15 protein-coding genes and 3 tRNA genes are annotated in these 16,284 nt (G+C 51.1%); 7 read left to right on the top strand and 11 right to left on the bottom strand.

Annotation, left to right across the window (positions count from 1 at the left end):
* Window positions 1–115 precede the first annotated feature (115 nt).
* The gene (gene amiC, locus HV346_RS17980) at window positions 116–1,369 is read left to right on the top strand and encodes an N-acetylmuramoyl-L-alanine amidase AmiC (protein ID WP_181620608.1); all 1,254 of its coding nucleotides are present in this window, start codon (window positions 116–118) and stop codon (window positions 1,367–1,369) included.
* 89 nt (window positions 1,370–1,458) lie between these two features.
* Here the strand turns inward: amiC and HV346_RS17975 are convergent.
* From HV346_RS17975 to HV346_RS17965, 3 genes are all read right to left on the bottom strand, one after another.
* Window positions 1,459–1,535: transfer RNA gene (locus HV346_RS17975), tRNA-Met, on the bottom strand.
* A gap of 42 nt (window positions 1,536–1,577) precedes the next feature.
* Window positions 1,578–1,654: transfer RNA gene (locus HV346_RS17970), tRNA-Met, on the bottom strand.
* A 94-nt stretch (window positions 1,655–1,748) separates the two neighbouring features.
* A tRNA-Met gene (locus HV346_RS17965) sits at window positions 1,749–1,825 on the bottom strand.
* 208 nt (window positions 1,826–2,033) lie between these two features.
* Here HV346_RS17965 and mltA point away from each other — a divergent pair.
* Together mltA and tcdA are read left to right on the top strand one after the other, a co-directional pair.
* Complete coding sequence (gene mltA / locus HV346_RS17960) at window positions 2,034–3,131, top strand: murein transglycosylase A (protein WP_181620607.1); 1,098 nt, start codon at window positions 2,034–2,036, stop codon at window positions 3,129–3,131.
* 109 nt (window positions 3,132–3,240) lie between these two features.
* Window positions 3,241–4,047, top strand: coding sequence for a tRNA cyclic N6-threonylcarbamoyladenosine(37) synthase TcdA (gene tcdA / locus HV346_RS17955; RefSeq protein ID WP_181620606.1), 807 nt, complete (start codon window positions 3,241–3,243; stop codon window positions 4,045–4,047).
* Here the strand turns inward: tcdA and csdE are convergent.
* Entirely contained in the window at window positions 4,038–4,484 is a 447-nt protein-coding gene (gene csdE / locus HV346_RS17950; protein ID WP_181620605.1) for a cysteine desulfurase sulfur acceptor subunit CsdE, read from the bottom strand. The two genes, tcdA and csdE, sit on opposite strands and share 10 nt — an antisense overlap.
* Window positions 4,484–5,689: a cysteine desulfurase CsdA gene (csdA, locus tag HV346_RS17945; RefSeq protein ID WP_181620604.1), complete on the bottom strand. Its 1,206-nt coding sequence runs from the start codon at window positions 5,687–5,689 to the stop codon at window positions 4,484–4,486. Before csdA ends, csdE begins: the two co-directional genes overlap by 1 nt.
* Before the next feature lie 191 nt (window positions 5,690–5,880).
* Between csdA and HV346_RS17940 the strand changes: the two genes are divergently transcribed.
* The 4 genes from HV346_RS17940 to rlmM all read left to right on the top strand — a co-directional run bounded on the left by HV346_RS17940 (window position 5,881) and on the right by rlmM (window position 8,904).
* Window positions 5,881–6,108: a YgdI/YgdR family lipoprotein gene (locus tag HV346_RS17940; RefSeq protein WP_181620603.1), complete on the top strand. Its 228-nt coding sequence runs from the start codon at window positions 5,881–5,883 to the stop codon at window positions 6,106–6,108.
* Between the two features lie 349 nt (window positions 6,109–6,457).
* Window positions 6,458–7,375 (top strand): glycine cleavage system transcriptional regulator GcvA, encoded by a 918-nt coding sequence (gene gcvA, locus HV346_RS17935; protein ID WP_181620602.1) that lies wholly within the window; start codon window positions 6,458–6,460, stop codon window positions 7,373–7,375.
* 40 nt (window positions 7,376–7,415) lie between these two features.
* Window positions 7,416–7,811, top strand: a complete 396-nt coding sequence (locus HV346_RS17930; RefSeq protein ID WP_181620601.1) for a DUF423 domain-containing protein — start codon at window positions 7,416–7,418, stop codon at window positions 7,809–7,811.
* A complete protein-coding gene (gene rlmM, locus HV346_RS17925) occupies window positions 7,804–8,904 on the top strand; it encodes a 23S rRNA (cytidine(2498)-2'-O)-methyltransferase RlmM (protein WP_181620600.1) in 1,101 nt (366 codons plus the stop codon). The genes HV346_RS17930 and rlmM overlap by 8 nt, the downstream gene beginning before the upstream one ends.
* A gap of 47 nt (window positions 8,905–8,951) precedes the next feature.
* Here the strand turns inward: rlmM and fucR are convergent, their stop codons facing one another.
* The 6 genes from fucR to queF form a co-directional block, all read right to left on the bottom strand.
* Window positions 8,952–9,668 (bottom strand): L-fucose operon activator, encoded by a 717-nt coding sequence (gene fucR, locus HV346_RS17920; protein WP_181623824.1) that lies wholly within the window; start codon window positions 9,666–9,668, stop codon window positions 8,952–8,954.
* 153 nt (window positions 9,669–9,821) lie between these two features.
* Window positions 9,822–10,580: a flap endonuclease Xni gene (gene xni / locus HV346_RS17915; protein ID WP_181620599.1), complete on the bottom strand. Its 759-nt coding sequence runs from the start codon at window positions 10,578–10,580 to the stop codon at window positions 9,822–9,824.
* 111 nt (window positions 10,581–10,691) lie between these two features.
* Entirely contained in the window at window positions 10,692–12,059 is a 1,368-nt protein-coding gene (locus HV346_RS17910; protein ID WP_181620598.1) for an L-serine ammonia-lyase, read from the bottom strand.
* 61 nt (window positions 12,060–12,120) lie between these two features.
* The gene (locus HV346_RS17905; RefSeq protein ID WP_181620597.1) at window positions 12,121–13,410 is read right to left on the bottom strand and encodes an HAAAP family serine/threonine permease; all 1,290 of its coding nucleotides are present in this window, start codon (window positions 13,408–13,410) and stop codon (window positions 12,121–12,123) included.
* A gap of 524 nt (window positions 13,411–13,934) precedes the next feature.
* Window positions 13,935–15,299 carry a nucleotide 5'-monophosphate nucleosidase PpnN gene (gene ppnN, locus HV346_RS17900; RefSeq protein WP_181620596.1) on the bottom strand — a complete coding sequence of 455 codons (1,365 nt, stop codon included), beginning with the start codon at window positions 15,297–15,299 and terminating at the stop codon, window positions 13,935–13,937.
* A gap of 114 nt (window positions 15,300–15,413) precedes the next feature.
* Window positions 15,414–16,256: an NADPH-dependent 7-cyano-7-deazaguanine reductase QueF gene (gene queF, locus HV346_RS17895; RefSeq protein WP_181620595.1), complete on the bottom strand. Its 843-nt coding sequence runs from the start codon at window positions 16,254–16,256 to the stop codon at window positions 15,414–15,416.
* Window positions 16,257–16,284 lie beyond the last annotated feature (28 nt).

The raw sequence follows: 16,284 nt of genomic DNA, 5'->3' as shown, positions 1-16,284 counted from the left end.
CGTTAGCGTATGATTGTTTACCCTTTTATAGATGACAGCTTATGCGTCATTCGTTAAAGTTTTCGGTCAATCTGGACGTTTTACTTATAAATTTGATTTCTTGCTCGGGAGAAGCATGTCGGGATCCAAAACAACAATAAGCCGCCGCCGCTTGTTACAAGGGGCCGGGGCGATGTGGTTGCTTAGCGTCAGTCAGGTCGCCTTTGCCGCTGTCAGTCAGGTGGTGGCTGTGCGCGTCTGGCCGTCGTCGACCTATACGCGCGTGACAGTCGAGTCCAACCAGGTGCTGAAATATAAGCAGTTTGCTCTCAGCAATCCTGAACGTGTCGTGGTGGATCTTGAAGGCGTTAACCTGAACTCGGTCCTGAAAGGGATGGGGGCGCAGATCCGTGGTGATGATCCCTTCATTAAATCTGCACGAGTGGGGCAGTTTGACCCGCAAACCGTGCGAATGGTATTTGAGTTAAAACAGAATGTTAAGCCTCAGCTGTTTGCGCTAGCGCCGGTCGCTGCCTTTAAAGAGCGTCTGGTGATGGATCTCTATCCTGCCAATGCGACGGATATTCAGGATCCTTTGCTGGCGTTACTCGAAGATTACAACAAAGGCGATCTTGAACGGCAGGTCCCGCCTGCGCAAAGCGGCCCGCAGCCAGGTAAAGCCGGACGCGATCGTCCGATTGTGATCATGCTTGATCCTGGGCACGGAGGCGAAGACTCTGGTGCTGTGGGGAAATATCGCACGCGTGAGAAAGATGTGGTGCTGCAAATTGCGCGTCGCCTGAAGGCTCTGATCGATAGAGAAGGTAACATGCGGGCCTATATGACGCGTAATGAAGATGTCTTTATTCCGCTGAAGGTTCGTGTGGCAAAAGCGCAGAAACAGCGCGCGGATCTGTTTGTCTCCATCCATGCTGATGCCTTTACCAGTCGTGAGCCGCGTGGCTCCTCGGTGTTTGCGTTGTCGACAAAAGGGGCTACCAGTACCGCAGCACGATATCTGGCAGATACCCAGAACGCCTCCGACCTTATCGGTGGTGTGGGCAAGAGCGGCGACCGTTATGTCGATCACACGATGTTCGATATGGTGCAATCATTAACGATTACCGATAGCCTGAAATTTGGTAAAGCGGTATTAGGACGGCTTGGCAACGTCAATAAACTGCATAAAAATAGTGTCGAACAGGCGGGGTTTGCCGTTCTTAAAGCGCCGGATATTCCGTCGATTTTGGTTGAAACGGCGTTTATCAGTAACGTGGAAGAAGAACGAAAGCTAAAGACGGCGAAGTTCCAGCAGGAAGTTGCAGAGTCGATTCTGGCGGGGATAAAGGCGTATTTCTCGGACGGGGCTACGCTCGCCAGAAGAGGGTAGTGTCATAATACCGGGTGATTGCCCGGTAAATTCACAGATTTCAGATACAAAAAAACACCCATCAGGGTGTCCATTGTTTTTTGAAGAATTGGTTGCGGGGGCCGGATTTGAACCGACGACCTTCGGGTTATGAGCCCGACGAGCTACCAGGCTGCTCCACCCCGCGTCCGTCTTTATTCTTTTTATTGCTGACTTCTTAAAATTTGATTGGTTGCGGGGGCCGGATTTGAACCGACGACCTTCGGGTTATGAGCCCGACGAGCTACCAGGCTGCTCCACCCCGCGTCCGTCTTTCTGCTACTAATGTCCAATCACACCAGCGTTTTCGCTTCATTGTGATTCAAACTGCTTTGCAGAACTTACTGCATCAAATTTTAATTGGTTGCGGGGGCCGGATTTGAACCGACGACCTTCGGGTTATGAGCCCGACGAGCTACCAGGCTGCTCCACCCCGCGTCCGTGGATGCGCACTATACTCTGCTGGCTTTCTGATGCAACCCTTTTTCACATAATTCGTCACATTAGTATGTAAATTGAACGACTTTGCGTTCTTTGGACTATTTTTTGCGCAAAATTTGCCAAAGGATGTGTGATGACATTTCTTTAGCCCGGGTGGTTTGTTATCTTCATCACGCGGAAACAGGCAACTTAAAGACGAGATATAATGAAAGGACGTTGGGCGAAGTATCTGATGACGGGCACAATGGTAGCCATTCTTGCGGCGTGCTCCTCAAAACCGACCGATCGCGGTCAACAGTATAAAGACGGGAAATTTACCCAGCCTTTCTCTTTAGTTAATCAACCCGATGCCGTTGGCGCACCGATCAACGCAGGGGATTTTGCCGAACAGGTTAATCAGATCCGCAGCGCATCGCCGCGTCTGTATGGCTCGCAGAATTCGGTTTATAACGCAGTGCAGGACTGGTTGAGAGCGGGTGGTGATACACGCACGATGCGCCAGTACGGTATTGATGCCTGGCAGATGGAAGGGGCAGATAACTACGGCAACGTCCAGTTTACGGGCTATTACACACCTGTTATTCAGGCTCGTCATACCCGTCAGGGCGAATTCCAGTATCCCATCTATCGTATGCCGCCAAAACGCGGCCGTTTGCCTTCTCGTGCAGAGATCTACTCCGGTGCATTGAGCGAAAACTATGTCCTGGCATACAGTAACTCGCTGATGGATAACTTCATTATGGATGTACAAGGCAGCGGTTATATTGATTTTGGTGATGGTTCTCCGCTTAACTTCTTCAGCTATTCCGGCAAGAACGGGCATGCTTACCGCAGTATCGGCAAAGTATTGATCGATCGTGGTGAAGTGAAGAAAGAAGATATGTCGATGCAGGCGATCCGTGAGTGGGGCGAAAAACACAGCGAAGCGGAAGTGCGCGAACTACTGGAACAAAATGCCTCGTTCGTCTTCTTTAAGCCGCAAAACTACGCGCCAGTTAAAGGAGCAAGCGCAGTGCCGTTAATTGGCCGTGCGTCTGTCGCCTCGGATCGTTCAATTATCCCGGCAGGCACAACGCTGCTCGCGGAAGTTCCTGTGCTGGACAATAAAGGCAAGTTTAGCGGTCAGTACGAGCTGCGCCTGATGGTGGCGCTGGATGTTGGCGGGGCAATCAAAGGCCAGCACTTCGATATTTATCAGGGGATCGGTTTCGACGCCGGACATCGTGCAGGCTGGTATAACCACTACGGCCGAGTGTGGGTGCTGAAAGCGGCTCCTGGTGCAGGCAACGTATTCAGCGGTTGATTGTGGTATTCTGAGCGTCTTGTTACCCGGTCGCATTTCGCGTTTCGGGCCTACGGATAACTGAGCAGGGGTGAGGGAATAACCTCACCCTTTTTACATCTGAGGTTTTATGTCTGTGGTAATCAGCGATGCCTGGCGTCAGCGTTTTGGCGGTACGGCGCGTTTATATGGTGAAAAAGCCCTGCAACTGTTTGCAGATGCACATGTTTGCGTCGTTGGGATTGGCGGGGTTGGCTCCTGGGTGGCGGAAGCGTTGGCCAGAACCGGTATTGGTGCTATCACGCTAATTGATATGGATGATGTCTGTGTAACCAACACAAACCGACAGATCCATGCCCTGCGTGACACCGTTGGCCTGGCTAAGTCGGAAGTGATGGCCGAGCGAATTCGTATGATAAACCCGGAATGTCGTATCACGGTGATAGATGATTTCGTCACTGCAGACAACGTTGCTGACTACATGAGTAAGGGTTACAGCTACGTGATTGACGCGATCGACAGTATCCGTCCGAAAGCCGCACTGATTGCTTATTGCCGTCGTTATAAGGTTCCACTGGTGACAACGGGCGGGGCGGGTGGACAAATTGACCCAACACAGATTCAGGTGGCCGATCTGGCAAAAACGATCCAGGACCCATTGGCTGCCAAACTGCGTGAGCGCCTGAAAAGTGATTTTAATGTAGTGAAAAACAGCAAGGGTAAACTCGGCGTTGACTGCGTATTTTCAACTGAGGCACTGGTTTATCCGCAATCAGACGGTTCAGTGTGTGCGATGAAAAGCACTGCGGAAGGGCCAAAGCGCATGGACTGTGCATCAGGATTTGGTGCAGCCACCATGGTGACTGCTACCTTTGGCTTTGTGGCAGTATCTCATGCCCTGAAGAAGATGATGGCGAAAGCGGAACGTCAGGCGTGAGCCTGACGCGCTGCATCCAGAACCGCTTCGCTGAGTGCGGTTAATCCCTGGCTGCGTGAGGCGCTAAGTTGCGCGCGCAAGCCCAGTTCATCAAACAGTGCCAGAGGCGGTTGCTCCAGCAGTTGTTCAGCTGTTTTCCCTTCGACCGCCGTCAACAGTATAGCCAGCAAGCCGCGCACGATGCGGCCTTCGCTGTCACCAAAGAAGTGCAACCTGCCATCGGATACTTTAAATCCCAACCAGACGCGGTTTTCACAGCCAGCGATCTCTGCTGCCTGCGTTTTCATCTCATCAGACAGCGTGGGCAACTGCTTGCCCAGCATAATCAGTTGACGGTATTTATCTTCCCATTGTGTCAGCGGGCTGAAAGTCTGCTTTAACGTCTCTTCTGTGATCGTCGTGCCGAAGGGATGTCCGGCAAATACAGGGTTAGTCATTAATCCACCAGGAGTTCAAGGGCACGATCAACGGCAGCAATCAGCGCCGCAACATCGTTTTGCGTATTATAGGGGGCAAAAGAGGCACGCAATGTACCACTGACGCCGAGGGCTGCCAGTAGTGGTTGCGCGCAATGTTGTCCGGCACGCAGGGAGATGCCATATTCAGCGAGCAGCGTTACCATATCGCTATGATGAACGCCTGCGAAATCGAACGCCAGCAGGCTTGAGTCTTGCGCACGAAACGACCGGAAACCAGGACGCTTTTTGAGCTCTTCCTCTGCAAGTGTTGCCAGACCACGGCTCCAGCTTTCAGCCTGGACGATATCCAGATCGGCGAGCCATTCCAGTGCCGCGCTCAGGCCAATCACGCCAGCTACATTCGGTGTACCTGCTTCCAGACGATAAGGTACATCCTGAGTTTTAAAACCCTCGAAGGTGACTTCGGTAATCATTTTCCCGCCGCCAAGCCACGGTGTCATTTGCGCCAGCAGCTCTGGCTTCCCGTACAGCACCCCGATACCCGTTGGGCCATACAGTTTATGTCCTGAGAAAGCATAGAAGTCGATATCGAGTTTTTGCATATCTGCCGGAAAATGCACAACCCCCTGCGCGCCGTCGACCATAACCACAATGCCGCTGGCGTGCGCGACATCAATGGCCTGAGCCAGCTCCGGGCAGCCGCCAGTCACGTTGGACATTTGCCCCAGTGCCAGAATCTTGCTACGCGAGGTGATGATTTCTGGCAAACGCGCTACATCCGGGAGTAAACCAGCGCCAAGCGGGAGTTTGACGATGTGCGCGCCGGTCTGCTCAGCGACCATCAGCCACGGAACCAGATTGGCGTGATGTTCTGCCTCGCTCACGATTATCTCATCACCGGGTTGCAGGAGAGGTCGGGCGTAACACTGGGCAACCATGTTAATGGCCTCAGTGGTTCCCCGCGTCCAGACGATGTTCTTTCCGCTGTCTGCATTGAGCAGGCGAGCAACCTGATCACGGGCGGCCTCATAGCGTTCAGTTAAGCGTTGTGCTGCTGCAAACTGGCTACGATGAACGTTGCCTGCGCTCAGGCTATAAAACTGCGCTGTAGCCTCAATGACGGCCAGCGGTTTGAGTGCCGTCGCGGCGCTATCAAGATAGACACCAGCGTCGGCCAGCGCGGGAAACTGCGCGCGAAAGTGTGCGGGGCTGAAAGCGTTCATGGTATTCCTCATTTCAATCCGTTGATCGTCGCGCAATTTACGCAGCAGGGCAAGACAGATGTCTTTGTCGGAATAGTCTGTTTATCCCTGACCCTTTGGAAAAGCAGGTTATGCTAAATAGTGTTAGGTGAATGTTTTAGCCTGTTTTAAATCGAGGTTTAAATAGTATTTATTGCTGAAGGAGAATAATCATGAAAAAGACAGCCGCCATCCTTTCTGCCTGTATGTTTACCTTTGTCCTGAGTGCCTGTTCGGGTAACAACTATGTAATGCACACCACTGACGGCCGTTCTATCGTCTCCGAAGGGAAACCAGGAACGGATAATGACACCGGGATGATCTCATACAAAGATGCGAACGGTAACAAGCAGCAGATCAACCGGACTGATGTGAAAGAGATGCAAGAGATTGAGCATTAACAATCGATAAGCGAAAAAAAAGCACCGCAAATTGGCGGTGCTACATTAATCACTATGGACAGACAGGGTAAATGTACAGGAAGTGAAAAATTGGTAGCCTGGCTACCGTGGTCTGAATCGCAGACCAATTGCAAACACAACAACACAACATCACAACCGTAAGCCAAAAGCCCTTCAGAACACGCATTCCAAAAAAAGCTTTTCGTTCCGGCTCAGGAAGTGCCGCCACTATAGGTATTTGCTGGTAGTTCCTCAACGGACAAATTATAATGGCTCAGATTAAAAAAACTAATAGGTTAACTGTTGTTTCCTATATGTTAAATGCCGTTAACATCTAAGCCAGATAACCATGTCGAAGCGATTACCACCTCTAAATGCATTACGTGTTTTTGATGCAGCAGCACGTCATCTGAGTTTCACTCGCGCAGCCGATGAGCTTTTTGTGACACAGGCCGCAGTAAGTCATCAAATCAAGTCTCTCGAGGATTTTCTGGGCCTCAAGCTGTTTCGTCGCCGCAACCGATCGTTGCTATTAACGGAAGAGGGGCAGAGTTATTTTCAGGATATTAAAGAGATTTTTTCCCAGCTTACCGAAGCGACGCGCAAGCTACAGGCGCGCAGTGCAAAAGGCGCGCTGACAGTCAGTTTATTGCCCAGTTTTGCCATTCAGTGGCTGGTTCCCCGACTCACAAGCTTTAACTCAGCTTATCCGGGAATCGACGTGCGGATCCAGGCTGTGGACCGTCAGGAAGATAAGCTAGCGGATGATGTCGATGTGGCGATTTTTTACGGGCGGGGCAACTGGCCTGGATTACGTGTTGAAAAATTATACGCAGAATATCTGTTGCCAGTCTGCTCTCCGGTTTTATTGACCGGCGATAAGGCGTTGAAAACGCCAGCTGATTTAGCGCAACATACGTTATTACATGATGCTTCTCGCCGTGATTGGCAAACTTATACCCGGCAATTGGGTCTTAATCATATAAATGTGCAGCAAGGCCCCATTTTTAGCCACAGTGCGATGGTGTTACAGGCTGCAATACACGGGCAGGGCGTGGCGTTGGCAAACAACGTGATGTCCCAGTCCGAAATTGAGGCGGGCCGCCTGGTCTGCCCTTTTAATGATGTTCTGGTCAGCAAGAATGCGTTTTATCTGGTTTGCCATGACAGCCAGGCAGAACTGGGTAAAATAGCCGCCTTCCGGCAGTGGATTCTGGCGAAAGCGGCGAGCGAGCAAGAAAAATTCCGCTTCAGGTATGAACCATAACTTTTTGTGTGCCGAGCACGCATCACTTTAGGACAGAAACATGACCAGCCGATTCATGCTGATTTTTGCCGCGGTGAGTGGCTTTATTTTTGTCGCACTGGGCGCATTTGGTGCGCATGTGTTAAGCAAATCTTTAGGGGTTGTAGAGATGGGCTGGATCCAGACCGGCCTTGAATACCAGGCGTTTCACACGTTGGCTATTTTTGGCCTGGCTGTTGCGATGCAGCGTCGTATCAGTATCTGGTTTTACTGGAGCAGTGTTTTCCTGGCGTTGGGTACGGTGCTGTTTAGCGGCAGCCTATACTGCCTGGCGCTTTCACATTTACGCCTGTGGGCGTTTGTTACACCTGTCGGTGGCGTAAGCTTCCTGGCAGGTTGGGTATTGATGTTAATCGGAGCAATCCGTCTGAAACGCAGGGGCGTTGTCCATGAATAAGGTTGTTTTATATTGTCGCCCAGGGTTTGAGAAAGAGTGCGCCGCGGAAATTACGGATAAGGCCGCTAAACGCGAAGTGTTCGGGTTTGCGCGCGTAAAAGAGAATGCGGGCTATGTGGTGTTCGAGTGCTATCAGCAAGACGATGCCGACAAACTGGCGCGTGAGCTACCATTTAGCTCACTGATCTTTGCTCGTCAGATGTTCGTTGCCGGTGAGTTACTCAAGGATCTCCCGCCGGAAGACCGCATTACGCCTGTCACGGGTATGTTGCAAGGCGTGGTAGAAAAGGGGGGCGATCTGCGCGTTGAAGTGGCGGATACCAATGAAAGCAAAGAGCTGATGAAGTTCTGCCGTAAATTCACCGTCCCACTTCGTGCAGCGTTACGTGATGCAGGCGTGTTGACGAACTATGAAACGCCAAAGCGCCCGGTTGTACATGTTTTCTTTATCGCGCCTGGTTGCTGTTATACCGGTTATTCGTATACCAATAACAATTCACCGTTTTACATGGGTATCCCACGTCTTAAGTTCCCGTCAGATGCTCCGAGCCGTTCAACACTTAAACTTGAAGAGGCGTTCCACGTCTTTATTCCGGCTGACGAATGGGATGAGCGCCTGGCAAACGGTATGTATGCCGTTGATCTGGGGGCATGCCCGGGCGGATGGACCTATCAACTGGTGAAACGCAATATGTGGGTTTCTTCGGTTGATAATGGTCCAATGGCGCAGAGCCTGATGGATACCGGACAGGTGACATGGTTGCGTGAAGATGGCTTCCGCTATCGCCCAAGCCGCAACAATATCACCTGGATGGTGTGTGATATGGTTGAAAAGCCCGCCAAAGTGGCTGCGCTGATGGCGACATGGCTGGTCAATGGCTGGTGTCGCGAGACGATTTTTAACCTCAAACTGCCAATGAAAAAGCGCTACGAGGAAGTCTCGCAGAACCTGGCATTTATTGAAGAGCAACTGAGTGCGCAAGGCATTAATGCTGAAATTCAGGCACGCCAGCTTTACCACGACCGTGAAGAAGTGACTGTACATGTGCGTCGCTGGTGGGCCGCGGTGGGTGGGCGTCGCGACGAGCGATAATCTGTTGTTATGCTCTGACTGGGTGGCGGTGAACGCCTCCACCCAGGTTATCTTGCGGTAATCTGCGCATCAGAAATGATGTGCGTCACGTCATCAAGATGCCCGATACGGGCTTCCCCCGAACGGTTAAATTTGCTTTTGTCGATCAGCAATAGTGATTGTGCAGTACGTTTAAGCAAAAGTGATTTGTAATCAGCATTAACCGTATTTGAATCCCACAGCATGCCGCTGTTATCAATACCTTCGCAAGAAAAAACAAACAGATCGATCTCAAACGATCGGAGCTGAGAAATGAGCGAGGGATTGACATAACATCCATATTTACGCTGCAGAGTGCCACCTGAACAAGTGAGCTGTATGTGTTTACGTTTACTGAGCGTCTGGCAGACGGGCTGGCTGTTTGTGAAAACGTGAAGGTCGATATCGGGTAATTGCCGGGCTAAATACCAACAGGTTGAACTGGCATCCAACGCTATCACCATTCCTTCTTCAATCCAGGATAAGGCTTCGCGGGCGATATCCGCTTTGTGCGCATAATGGCTTTTCAGGCGACTTTGGAAGGGGTCACCGCTGTCCTGGTTTTCCCGATGAATGTATTTCGCTCGTCCGTGATTGCGGAGTATTTTCCCCTGCGCCCGCAGTTCACTGAGATCGCGGCGGATCGTCTCTTTGCTGACGCTAAGTGCTACGGACAAGGCTTCAGTTGTCAGGCTCTTATGGTTTATCAGCAGGTCCAGAATGGCTAGCTGGCGGGCCTCTTTCATGATTAATCGTCCCATCATCTGACGAACACCCGCGTTACGCGGGCATACCGGCATGAGATTACGGCGTTACCTCATCATTTAAAAGCGTATTTCCGTGCGGCGTAAGTACTCCTGTGATGTCCGTCGCAAAGGTTCCACACGTGCCATCGAGATTTATTCTCTTACCCAGCGTAATTGCTGTAGGTTGCCATCCAGTTGTAAATCCGTCTGCAGGCGGGCAATCTCGCGGCATGTGAATGCCATCTCTTTGTGTACTTCAAGTTTTTTGCGCCATTTCTCCGGTATGTCTTCCAGATGGGCATAAATTCCCTCCAGATCCTGAAAATCCGTTAACAACTGTGCTGCGCTTTTAGGCCCGATTCCTGCCACCCCAGGGACTTTTGAACTGCTGATGCCTGCCAGCCCCCAGTAGTCGGGGAGTTGTTGTGGCGATACCCCAAATTCACTGGCAATAAACGGAGCATCGAGCCAGCGTTTCTGGAAGTAGTCGCGGATGCGAATGGTGGGAGATAATAACTGGCAGTAACCTTTATCGGTCGAGACAATCGTCGCCTGATGCCCGGCTTCCGCCACTTTAACGGCAAGTGTTGCGGCCAGATCGTCGGCTTCATTACCTTGCGCACCCCAGCAGGAAAAACCGTATTGCTCAAAGGCCGAGCGGATTATGGGCATTTCAGCATGAAGATCTTCAGGCATCGGGGCTCGTCCTGCTTTGTAATCAGGCAGGCGCTGATGCCTCCAGCCGGTATTACGTGCTTCATCATCGAATACGGCAACCACGTGGGTTGGCTGGCTATGGCGAATAAGCTGTTCCAGCGCATGCAGGCAGGTGTCTTTACAGGGTGTGCCTTGTACCGCATGAATGCGGCGAATGAGGTTGAGTGCGTCGACGATAAGCAAATGAACAGCCACAGATAATCTCCCTTAAATCTACTGGGTAAAGGGTAACACTGTCGGTGGGATGAAACGAATAGCGTTGGAGCAAATGGGAAGAAGCCTCGCAAAACGAGGCTTCTTTTGGACTTAATCGCAGGTCACGATCTTCATCGCCAGGCCACCACGAGAGGTTTCTCGGTATTTGGCGTTCATATCTTTACCCGTTTCGTACATGGTTTCGATGACTTTATCGAGACAGACTCGGGGTTCGCTGGTGCGACGCAGTGCCATGCGCGCGGCATTGACCGCTTTCACAGAGGCAATAGCGTTACGTTCGATGCAGGGAACCTGAACCTGTCCTGCTACCGGGTCACACGTCAGGCCCAGGTTGTGTTCCATACCGATTTCGGCGGCAATACACACCTGTGCCGGGCTTGCCCCCAACAGTTCAGCCAGACCGGCTGCTGCCATAGAGCAGGCCACGCCGACTTCGCCCTGGCAGCCAACTTCAGCGCCAGAAATAGAGGCGTTCATCTTATACAGCGAACCAATGGCACTGGTGACCAACATGTAGCGAGCCAGTGAGTTTGCGTTCACTTCGCGGATAAATTTGTCGTAATAGGCCAGAACTGCCGGAACGATGCCGCATGCGCCGTTTGTTGGCGCAGTGACTACACGTCCACCGGCGGCATTTTCTTCGTTAACGGCCAGTGCAAACATGTTGATCCAGTCTACAACCGCCATTGGGTCGGTGGTGGTTTTGTCTGTGCTGACCAGCATACGACGAAGTGCAGCTGCACGACGTGGCACGCGTAGTTTGCCAGGCAGTACGCCTTCGGTGGTGATACCACGCTCGATACCGCCGCGCATCACGTCCCAGACGTTGGCAAAGTGCTGTTCCAGCTCTTCTTTGCTGTGCAGCGCCAGCTCATTTTTCATCATCAGGCCAGAAAGCGATAAACCGGTTTCTTGGCAATGACGTTGTAAATCTGCAGCATTCTTGTACGGGTAAGGCACAGCAACCGTTGCGTTGTCCGCCTGACCAAAATGGTCTTCGTCGACGATAAAACCGCCGCCGATGGAATAGTACGTTTGGCTGTAAAGCACTTTATCGCCTGCCAGCGCAGTAATACGCATCCCATTTTCGTGCAGCGGCAGGTTGTCGGCATGGAAATTCATGCACTGATCAACCGGGAATTCAACTTCGTGTTCGCCGTTTGCCAGTAGCAAACGACCGTGAGTATTCACGTCCTGGATGAAACCAGGGATTGCGTCAATATCAACGGTATCAGGCAGGTTACCCGCCAGACCCATGATAATGGCGATATCGGTATGGTGGCCTTTACCGGTGAGGGAAAGGGAACCGTAAACATCGACAACCACGCGGGTTGTGTCGTGCAAAATGCCGCGTGAAATCAAGTCATCCGTGAATTGTTTACCGGCTTTCATTGGCCCGACAGTGTGAGAGCTGGAAGGACCAATACCGATTTTAAAGATATCGAATACGCTAATCATGATGCGTCCATTGCTATCAGTCAGAGGAGGAGTGCGCCGCCCGAAGACGGCGCAGGAGGTATTAGCTGAACAGTGAGTAGAAAATCGCAGAGATGGCAATCAGACCCATAATCACAACGAATACGTTGCTGATATGGCCGCTGTATTTACGCATCGCGGGTACTTTCTGAATCGCGTACATCGGCATCAGGAACAGAATCATCGCAATAATCGGGCCGCCCAGCGTTTCGATCATGCCAAGGATGCTAGGGTTCAGGGTTGCAACTGCCCAGGTGGTCACCAGCATGAACAATGCAGTGATTTTGTTCAGTTTGTTGATTTCAATGCTCTTACCTTTACCGCGCAGAGATTTGATCACCATACCGTTGAAGCCTTCACGAGCGCCCAGATAGTGGCCCAGGAAGGATTTGGTGATCGCGATAATCGCGATGATAGGTGCCATCCACGCAATTACAGGTGCATTAAAGTGGTTTGCCAGGTAAGACAGGATAGAGATGTTCTGCTCTTTCGCCGCAGCCAGATCCGCTGGAGAGAGGCTCAGTACGCAGCTAAAGACGAAGAACATAACGGTCAGAACCATCATCACATGAGCACGAGCCAGGATGCTGGAGCACTTTTTCTCTGCGCCATTGCCGTACTCTTCACGCTTCGCAACAGCAAAAGAGGAGATGATTGGGGAGTGGTTGAAGGAGAAGACCATAACCGGAATGGCGAGCCACAGGGTCAGTAGCAGGCCGTTACCCGTTGTTGATGCACTGCTCAGTGACAGCGTTTCCAGGGCCGCGCCGTTCCAGTTAGGAATCAGGTAGCAAGCCAGTACCATCAGGGCAATCACGAACGGGAATACCAGCACGCTCATCGCTTTTACAATCATCTGCTCGCCGAAGCGTACGATGGTCATCATACCTACGATCAGAATCAGAGACAGGATGGCACGTGGTGGTGGTGTCATGTGCAACTGGTGCGTCATGAAACTTTCAACGGTGTTGGTGATAGCCACACTATAAACCAACAGAATCGGGTAAATCGCGAAGAAGTAGAGCAGGGTGATCAGTTTACCCGCGCCAACGCCAAAATGTTCTTCAACCACTTCGGTGATGTCTTCACCTGGGTTTTTACCGGAAAGCACAAAGCGGGTCAGGCCACGGTGTGCAAAGAAGGTCATTGGGAAGGCAATGATTGCCATAATAATCAGCGGAATAAGACCGCCAACGCCTGCGTTGATTGGCAGGAATAATACACCAGCGCCGATTGCTGTGCCGTAAAGGCCAAGCATCCACATGGTATCGGTTTTGCGCCATCCACTTCGGGATTCAATCGAAGCAACGGTGCTGGTTTGAGTGGTTTCCATCTGTATCTCCTGGAGGAAGCAAATTGTCAGGTTTTTAGTCAAATCCGATGAAAAAGTGCCTGACGGTAATATGAAATTCGTTCAGTGACGGTTTTTTAATAATTTTTGCCCGTAACTATTGGCGGGCGGAAAGATACATTCTAGTTATGAATCTATCAGTGATCGCGATCCCAAATGCAATAATCTACTTTTGATGTGGGTATCTTTAGACCATTTATCTGTTAAAAAAACATCAAAGAGAATTTACGGGCGCGAAGGCTACCATTAACAATATATGTCATGAAAGCCTGACCAGTGAGATAGGCGTCTTACGCTGTAAAGAGATGCGATTTTAGTGTTTTCTTGCGGGTAATTTAGATTAAGGCTGATAATTTGTGGTCAATAAAACGAAGTAATCGTTTGCGTTCGGCCGATTATGTAAGAGTCATAAGTAATATCTATTTGTTACCTGGGGTATGAGGAGAGAATAAAAAAAGCCGGATAGCGATTGCGCGATATCCGGCCTGATGAGAAGTGCAGGAGTGTTACGTGCAAATCTCGTAACAAGGGATGTAAGCAGAGCCCGGTAACTTCATGCGGTGCTGGGCAACAAAACCCTGCAGCATGTCATCCATACGACGCATCATCTCCCGGTCGCCATGAATTTTATACGGGCCAAACTGTTCAATGGCACGAATACCCATCTCTTTCACGTTACCCGCGACGATACCAGAGAAGGCTCGGCGCAGGTCGGCAGCCAGAACCTCAACCGGTTGATCCGGGTAAAGCTTCAGGTTTGCCATATTCTCGTGCGAAGGCTCGAACGGAACTTGCAGATCTGGAGCAATACGAATTGACCAGTTGAAGCTGTAGGCATCGCCGGTATCACGGCGATTCTCTTTCACCAACGGCATCGCTTTTTTCATCTGGCGTGCCACTTCCGCCGCATCATCAATGATAATGCGATAGTGACGACGAGCCTCTGCGCCTAGCGTATGAACAATAAATTCATCCAGCACGCGGAAGTAATCGGCGCTCTCTTTCGGCCCTGTCAGGATCAATGGCAGAACCTGATCTTTGTTGGCCGGGTTCATCAGAATACCGAGCAGGTAAAGCAGCTCTTCCGCTGTACCTACACCACCAGGGAAGATGATGATCCCATGAGCGATACGGACGAAAGCCTCAAGCCGCTTTTCGATATCCGGCATGATGATCAGCTCGTTAACTAATGGGTTAGGTGGCTCAGCCGCAATAATGGACGGCTCAGTCATGCCGATAAAACGCCCTTCTTTATAGCGTTGTTGAGCATGACCCACTGCCGCCCCTTTCATCGGGGCTTCCATTGCGCCAGGGCCACACCCTGTACAGATATTTAATTCGCGCAGACCCAACTGTGTCCCCACCCGGCGGGCGTAGAGATATTCGGTCTCATTAATCGAATGGCCACCCCAGCACACCACCATATTTGGCGCTTCACCGACATGCAGCGCGCGGGCGTTTCGCAGAATAGAGAACACCAGGTTGGTAATATGAACGGAGCTTTCCAGGTCGAGATGCTGGAAGCGGCCTGCGTTGTGGATCTGTCCGTTAACAAACAGGATATCGCGTAGTACGGCAAACAGATTGGCCTGGAGTGAGCGAATAATTCGTCCGTCGACAAAGGCGTCTTCCGGCGGGTTAATCACTTCCAGTTTTACGCCACGCTCGCGGCGCAGCACGTTGATATCAAAGCTTTCGAAGCGTGACAGCAGCTCTTTGCTGTTATCGGTCAGACTTCCGGAGTTCAGTACGGCAAGTGAACAGTTACGAAACAGTTGATAAAGGTCGCTACTGGCCGTGCGTTTAAGCATGTCCACTTCCAGCTGCGACAACATATCCATTGAGCCAAGCGGGCTAATATGTGTAATCAAGTGAGCTCCTTACGGGACGATTATCGTCTTTCCCTGTTGATTACAATAGCCCTGGCTTATGACGTTTCACAACCCAAAGCGCGGAATGAACCGCGCATATTTTCAAAATAAATGTTACTGACGAACCAAACGACCGGTTGCCGGAACAAAATCGGTGTTGGTGCGCCATGGGTTGATATCCAGCCCACCACGACGGGTATAGCGTGCATATACGCTTAGCTTCTCTGGCTGACAAAAACGTTGAATATCGTTGAAGATGCGCTCCACGCACTGTTCGTGGAACTCGTTATGGTGACGGAACGACACCAGATACCGCAGCAGTTTTTCGCGGTCGATTTTCGGTCCACGGTACTGGATTTGAACGGAACCCCAGTCAGGCTGATGCGTGATCAGGCAGTTGGATTTCAACAAATGGCTGACCAGCGTCTCTTCCACCACGTTGCTGCGGGTTGCATTTTCGAGATAGTCAGCACTGAATTCATAACTCTCGATTTCAATCTCTTGATCGTCGATACAGGTTCCATGGAAGTGGGCAATTGGCTGGCCTTCCAGTTCATCCAGACGATAAAGTGAAACCGTCACGTCTCCTTGCGCGCAGGCGCTTAAATCCCGTTCCAGGGTGCGCTGGACATCATCCCAACTGCTGAATTTTGTCTGGTTAAAACTGTTGAGATAGAGCTTGAAGCTTTTCGATTCCACCAGATTGCTACTGGCATAATCCAGTTCAACATGGCCTACGGCAACTTGTGGCAGGCCACGGGCGTTAAGCCAGGAGAGTTCATACAGCGTCCAGATATCGCCGCCAACAAAAGGGAGTGCATCCGCATGCAGTCCTAATGGATCGCGGTTTAAGCTACGTGGGACACCTTGCAGCAACGTTGCATCATAGGTGTCGCGGTAGTCAGTCGATTTGCCCAGCGTTAAGCCCGTTAACGCCTGATGATTTTCGTAAGACATGTTTCATTGCCACTTTACAGGTACACTT

The organism is Enterobacter sp. RHBSTW-00994 (assembly GCF_013782625.1).
Taxonomy (GTDB): domain Bacteria; phylum Pseudomonadota; class Gammaproteobacteria; order Enterobacterales; family Enterobacteriaceae; genus Enterobacter.
This window is presented reverse-complemented; position numbering and strand designations above follow the sequence as displayed.